7 protein-coding genes are annotated in these 5762 nt (G+C 63.6%); all 7 read right to left on the bottom strand.

Going from position 1 to position 5762, the window contains the following annotated elements; genetic code table 11:
* Positions 1-15: 15 nt before the first annotated feature.
* Positions 16-1542, bottom strand: a complete 1527-nt coding sequence (locus IG178_RS03725; protein ID WP_193211168.1) for an AAA family ATPase — start codon at positions 1540-1542, stop codon at positions 16-18.
* A 272-nt stretch (positions 1543-1814) separates the two neighbouring features.
* On the bottom strand, positions 1815-1970 hold the full coding sequence (locus IG178_RS03730) for a hypothetical protein (protein WP_193211169.1): 156 nt from the start codon (positions 1968-1970) through the stop codon (positions 1815-1817).
* Positions 1967-2230, bottom strand: a complete 264-nt coding sequence (locus IG178_RS03735; protein ID WP_193211170.1) for a hypothetical protein — start codon at positions 2228-2230, stop codon at positions 1967-1969. The genes IG178_RS03730 and IG178_RS03735 overlap by 4 nt, the downstream gene beginning before the upstream one ends.
* On the bottom strand, positions 2230-2427 hold the full coding sequence (locus IG178_RS03740; protein WP_193211171.1) for a DUF2997 domain-containing protein: 198 nt from the start codon (positions 2425-2427) through the stop codon (positions 2230-2232). The genes IG178_RS03735 and IG178_RS03740 overlap by 1 nt, the downstream gene beginning before the upstream one ends.
* Positions 2424-2813, bottom strand: a complete 390-nt coding sequence (locus tag IG178_RS03745) for a DUF1257 domain-containing protein (RefSeq protein ID WP_193211172.1) — start codon at positions 2811-2813, stop codon at positions 2424-2426. The genes IG178_RS03740 and IG178_RS03745 overlap by 4 nt, the downstream gene beginning before the upstream one ends.
* 1663 nt (positions 2814-4476) lie before the next feature.
* On the bottom strand, positions 4477-5496 hold the full coding sequence (locus IG178_RS03750; RefSeq protein ID WP_193211173.1) for a DUF3150 domain-containing protein: 1020 nt from the start codon (positions 5494-5496) through the stop codon (positions 4477-4479).
* Between the two features lie 90 nt (positions 5497-5586).
* Entirely contained in the window at positions 5587-5727 is a 141-nt protein-coding gene (locus IG178_RS03755) for a hypothetical protein (protein ID WP_193211174.1), read from the bottom strand.
* Positions 5728-5762 lie beyond the last annotated feature (35 nt).

Here is a 5762-nt window from a genome sequence, read left to right on the forward strand (position 1 = left end):
CTGCGAATGCTCAATTCAGTTCTGAGACTGCACTCGCCGCGACGATCGCCGGCCCGATGACCTCACGGGGTCTTCCGCACCGGCTGGCCTCGCCCTTCCCCGGGCCCAGTGGCGCAGTGCTGCGATCTGGCCGTCCATCCGTTGGGCCAGCGGGACGGTGTTCGTCATCGCCGTCAGGATGTGCTTCCTCGTGCTCGGCTCGGCTCCCTCGGCGAAGGCCTCATAAAGGGCATCGACGAAGACCGCCTCGATCTCGGCTCCGGTGAACTGCTCGCAAGCGCGGGCCAGGACCACGGTGTCGAAGTCGGTCGGCTTGCGGCCGTACTTGGCGATGACGATGTCCCAGATGGCCGCTCGTTCCGCGGCGTCGGGCAGGTCGACGAAGAACATCTCGTCGAATCGTCCCTTGCGCAGGAATTCGGGCGGGAGCTGGCTGACGTCGTTGGCGGTGGCGACGACGAACACCGGCTTGTCCTTCTCCTGCATCCAGGACAGGAACGAGCCGAAGACCCGGGCGGAGGTTCCGCCGTCGGAGCCGCTGCCGCCGGTGCTGCTACCGAAGCCCTTTTCGATCTCGTCGATCCACAGGACACAGGGGGCGATGGCCTCGGCGGTGCGGATGACCGAGCGGAGGTTGGCTTCGCTCTGGCCGACGATGCCGCCGAAGACCCGCCCCATGTCTAGGCGCAGCAAAGGGAGCTGCAGGACGCTGGCGGTGGCCTTGGCGGTGAGGCTCTTGCCGGTGCCGGGGATGCCGACGATGAGCAGGCCCTTGGGGACCGGCAGCCCGTAGTCGCGGGCCGCGGCGCCAAAGGCAGGACGACGTTGGGTCAGCCAGTGCTTGAGGGAGTCAAGGCCACCGATGTCGCCGAGGTTCGGCCTGGCATCGATGACCTCGACAAGTCCGCCTTGTTTCAAGGTGCGGGCCTTTTCCCGGGCGACAAGTTCCGGGTCGATGCTGCCCGATTCGACGAGCGACAGGGCATAGGCGTTCTCGGCCTCGATGGTGGTGAGTCCGAGGGCTGCGTGGAGGACCTGCTCGCGGACGGTATCGTCCATGACCTGCAGTTGGGCGGAGGCAAGGATCCCGTCGAGGACGTGACCGAGCTGTCCGCAGTCGGGCAGGTCGAGGTCGATGACGGCCAGCTCGTGCTCGAGTTCGGGTGGCAATTTGAGCCGGCATCCGGTGGGGACCAGAGTGTGGCCGGTGCTTTTGGCAAGACGCAGCAGGTCCTTGATCTGGCGGACCAGGATGGGGTCCTGCTGGTCGAGGTGCAGCTGGAGGTCGCGGAGCATCACGACGTGGCGGGTGTCTTCCTGGCGGAAGAAGTTTTCCACGTGGCCTAGTGCCTCGAGTGGATCGGAGCAGGCGATGCTGTGGCCATCGGTGGTATCGACGAGGCCGTCGGTGGACGACCAGGCGTGGAGGTGCCGGTTGAGGTCGGCGCATGCCCTGGCCAGTTCGGCTTCGGCACGGGCTTCTTCCGGGGTGACGAGGGCGAGGCCGGGGTAGCCGGCGCGGAGGTAGGTTGTCAGATTCATGGTAGATTGGATTGGTGGTAGGAAAGAAGGCACCCCGACCCTCACAGGGAGGGCCGGGGTGCCGGGCTTCAGTTGAGATCCTCGAGGATCTCCAGGCGGCGCTTGGCGAGGGTGTCGAAGCGCTGCCTGAGTTGGTCCAGCGATGCGCTGGAGGCGTCGTATTGCAGGGTCGACTGGTAGGCGGTGGTGGCACCGTCGGCTGCCAGACCGTAGTCTCCCGAGACCGCCCCGTAGCCGGCGGCATAGGAGCCGATGAAGGCGTCGACTTCCGCCTAGCTCATCAGGGCCTGGTGCTGTCCGGCTGCGATGTTGAGGCTCATCATTTCCGCGTCGATGCGGCTGAGTTCGGCCCGCAGCTCGGACTCGCTCGGACCGCAGGCGGTCATGAGGCAGGCCACGAGCAAGGGGAGGAGGTATGCTGGTTTCATGGATGGATTTGGGGTGATGGCACCTGGGTGCCGGGTTGGAGGTTTTCCCGTTCCCAGCGGAGGCAGGCCTCGCGGGACGGATCGGTGTGGAGGAGCCTGCCGGATGCGGCGGAGCGGACCTCCCAGTGTTGTTGCCCGGGGTCGAAGCGGATCCGGGTGGCACGGACGACTTCGAGCCGTCCGAGCACACGGAGGTCGACCGCTTCGGTGTAGAGGCAGGCCACCAGGCCGTTCTCATCGAACCGGAGGGTCGTGCTCATTACCCGCCGAGTTGCTGTTGTTGCTGGATGGCGACGCCGCCTTGCCGGTGCTCGGGTTTGAGCTCCCGCCGGGTGCGTTTGCCGAGGGCCTGCTCGATCGCCTGGGTGGCGGTCTCGCAGCCCTTGCCTTGGAAGCCCTCCGCCTCGACCTGGATGTCGCCGGTTTCGGAGACACGCACGAGGATGCGGCGGCTCACAGGGCACCTCCTTCCAGGGTGAGCAGGATCGATCCGTTCGGCTCGACCTTGCGGGTGGCACGGAGGCCGCGGCTGCGGGCTTCGCGGAGGGTCTTGTGGACGCCATAGGTCTGGAGGAGCCGGCCGTAGCCGACTCCGACCTCGCGGGCGACGCAGCCGTCCCACCAATCGGTGGTCAGGCCGTAGCTGCCGTCGTTTTCCTGGGAAGGATCGACGGCAATGTCGTAGCGGCCCTTGAGCTTGATGGTCCGGTGGGCCTGGCGGGTGACGCCTCCGTAGCCGCGCACCGGGGTGTCGGCCAGAAGCTCAAGGTCCATCTCGACGCAAGCATCATGGAGGGCATCGAGATCCCGGATCTGGGTTTTGATGGTGGTGAAGTGGGACATGTTGTTTTTCGGGGTTGGTGGTTGGATGCGGAAAGGGCGGCTCCAGTGAAGGAGCCGCCCTTTTCGCGGTTGCTATGGGGGTGTTTCTGTTTCGGGTGAGGTGGTGGTTTTGGTGGTGGGTCAATAGAGTTGGTCAGGGCAAATCAGGCGTGTCGGGTGATGGATGTAGGCGTGTGGGAAAGTGGTGGTGTCCGGGGACGAAGAAGCCCGCAGGAAGGGATTCCGGCGGGCTATCGGCTGTGTCCCAGCCTCTTGGTGCTGGCGGTGCCAAGGGGGCTCTTGTTAGGATTCAGGGCACACGAACATGGCAATACGTTGTGCAATGACGGGAAAGGTGATCCACGACGTGGGCGAAGCCGTTTTGAGGCTACTCATAAAATAGGGCTCTTCCGGGTTTTTAGTGGGTGGGACCGTGGTCGCAGCGTGAGGCGAAGTACTGTGGGTGGTTGGGCGTGGGGACAGGATATGGCTTCATATTGCGCGCTGCTGCTAGGGTTGAACAACGGCCGGAAGGTCGATAAACTGACGACGTTGGGCCGAGCCCTGTGTTGTGACCTTCTTCAGGCTGCTTCCACCACCTTCGTTCATCGGTGCGGCCGCCTTTTGGTCGTGACGCCACCCCTTTGAGACTATAGGGCCAGTTATTCGTGAAAATTTATGGAACCTTATAGACTACGCCGCTGGAAAAAGAGAGATTCTCTGGAACCGCAGCCGATTTATACCTGTGCTCGTCCAGGGCGATCAAATGGGCCGAATGGGAGTGTTCCTGATTCCGTGGTAGCTCGCTGGCTTGATGGGCTTCCTCGGCATCGTCCTCTATCAATCCTTTCCCTTCTGGGGAAGAAGCCTGACGGCACCGATGAGCATTCTTTCTATTCGTTCGCAACTGCGGATGGATTTAGCAACTGGCTCGCTCAGAACGCTGACTTTGACGTATCAATAGAGCACTTCGCGACTGTGGATTTTGAGGAGGTGCCAGCGGATTTGGTTGCCAAAGTTCTAGTGGCGTTGGATGGCGGTCTTGCTGCCGGACGTTCAGTGCTTGTCCTTGATTCGGGCGGAGAGCAGCGAACCGGCTCAGTCTGTCGTAAGATTGATCTAGTGGAGGATCCGCGCAGCGTGGTCCCGCCACCATGACAGATTCCGAAGTGAACCAATGCAATCGATACAGTCGAGAAGCTGCTTCTAGGTCGCGATTCCTTTGCAGATCGTGATGGTGGAGTGAAGGAGTCCCTCTTCGTCTTTCGAGAGGAGATCACCCCGGGGAGGGGTAAACGTTGTATTGTGTCCTGAAGTGATGGCAGGCGGGGTTCATGGTAGATGTTCGCCCAACTCATCCAGAGGCGACTTGTCTGGATTTGTGGGTTGGGCTGCAGGGAGTGATCTTGCGGTGGTGGTGTATGCATCAGCAGAGGTCCCAGATGATGCCGACTCGCACGCGCTCAAGGTAGTTGATGCGATGGAGGCCCTTGGCGGGGCGAAGACGACTTGTTGGTGTCTAGGCCGTGGCTGTGGCACACCCTCGGTTCCAGGACGCGCCCTTGTCCGCTTGGTCTTGTAGCGCGGCCGAGTGGGATGGATGAGATTGTCCAAGACACCACGGTTGCTCTGCCTCGGACCCTGACGGGAGCGAACTCCCGCCAGGGTGGTGGCCTGTGATGGCTCAGCCAACAACGGCAAGCCTCCGCCCGCCCATCTGGCCGAAGCGGCTCAGTACGTCGCGGCCTTCGGTGCGGACCATGGCCACTGCATTGTCACGGAGCCGGGACAGTCCGTCGGTCAGGTTCTGCATGGCATTGCTGTCGTTGCGGTAGTCCTCGGCGCTGCGGGTGAGCAGGTCCTGGCGGAAGCGGTCGAGGGTGCTTTCCAGCTGGGCGTCACCGGCGAAGTTCAACGAGCGGAAGCTGTCGATGAACGTGGTCAGCCGGTTGAGGGTGCGCTGGTGGACGCCTCCCTCGCTGCCGTCGATGGTGGCCAGCACATCGCTGGCTAGCTTGGCGGTTTCTTCCCGTAGCGCAGTGACGCTTTCCCGGATGAACCCATCGAGATCGGACTGGAGGCGGCGGCCGGCGTCTTCCGCGACCCGGCGGCGCTGGTCGGCGATCTCCATCTGTTCGATCGATTCGCTGACCTCGAGGCGCAGGCTGTCGGGGGCAGCGACCTGGAACAGCCGGGTGTCGAAGGCGAAGCGCTTGGCGATGTCGCCGGCCGGCGGGAAGGATTGCTCGATGGTGATGAGCAGGGCTTCGGCGCTGCCGTTCAGGTTGCGGGCCGCATCGCGCCACTCGTCCATCGCCCGGTCGCGGAGTGATCCGTAGCCGGCAACGAAGTCGAGGGTCGCTTCGCGGAACTCGTCGCGGAGCTTGTCGAGGCCGTCGGTGAGTCCGGCGAGCCGGGGATTCGGGACGAAGCGGGCGATGCCCCCGAGGAAGGGGAAGCTCGAGCTTTCGACCAAGGCGTGGGCCCGCGACTCGATCAACGAGAAGGCGGCAAGCGCTTCCCGGGGGACCAGGCGCTTGTGGCCGAGTTGGATCAGCCGGTCGCTGACCTGGTTGGGATCCAGGCCGAGGTCTTCGGCATTGAGGCGTTTGCACCCGCGCCAGTAACGGACGCTGGTGGCACAGAGGACTCCCCGGCGGCACACGGCCTCGAGGAGGGGCAGGTTGTATTGGTTGGTGGACATGTTGGCTGGTTGGTTTTGGGGTTGGTTGGTGGAAACGAAACACCCGCCGGTCTGGCGACCGGGCGGGTGCGTGTTGTTTGGAGGTGACCTTCAATGGCTGCGGGCGAGCAGCCACACGGCTGCAACGACCCCGGCCGCCACCAGTGCCCACACGTAAGTCCCGGAGACTTCGAGCAGGAGGCCGGTGACGGCGATGACGGTCACGAGTTCAATGACGGGGCGGATTCTCATGGGAGTGGAGGTCAACGACGCGGGCGGCGCCTCCC

This window comes from Neoluteolibacter marinus, from assembly GCF_014904755.1.
In the GTDB taxonomy this organism is placed as follows: domain Bacteria; phylum Verrucomicrobiota; class Verrucomicrobiia; order Verrucomicrobiales; family Akkermansiaceae; genus Haloferula; species Haloferula marina.

Excerpts from the sequence above, each read along its gene's own strand:
- IG178_RS03725 (WP_193211168.1), bottom strand. The coding sequence starts at position 1,542 with ATGAATCTGACAACCTACCTCCGCGCCGGCTACCCCGGCCTCGCCCTC.
- IG178_RS03745 (WP_193211172.1), bottom strand. The coding sequence starts at position 2,813 with ATGTCCCACTTCACCACCATCAAAACCCAGATCCGGGATCTCGATGCC.
- IG178_RS03755 (WP_193211174.1), bottom strand. The coding sequence starts at position 5,727 with ATGAGAATCCGCCCCGTCATTGAACTCGTGACCGTCATCGCCGTCACC.
- IG178_RS03750 (WP_193211173.1), bottom strand. The coding sequence starts at position 5,496 with ATGTCCACCAACCAATACAACCTGCCCCTCCTCGAGGCCGTGTGCCGC.
- IG178_RS03735 (WP_193211170.1), bottom strand. The coding sequence starts at position 2,230 with ATGAGCACGACCCTCCGGTTCGATGAGAACGGCCTGGTGGCCTGCCTC.
- IG178_RS03730 (WP_193211169.1), bottom strand. The coding sequence starts at position 1,970 with ATGAAACCAGCATACCTCCTCCCCTTGCTCGTGGCCTGCCTCATGACC.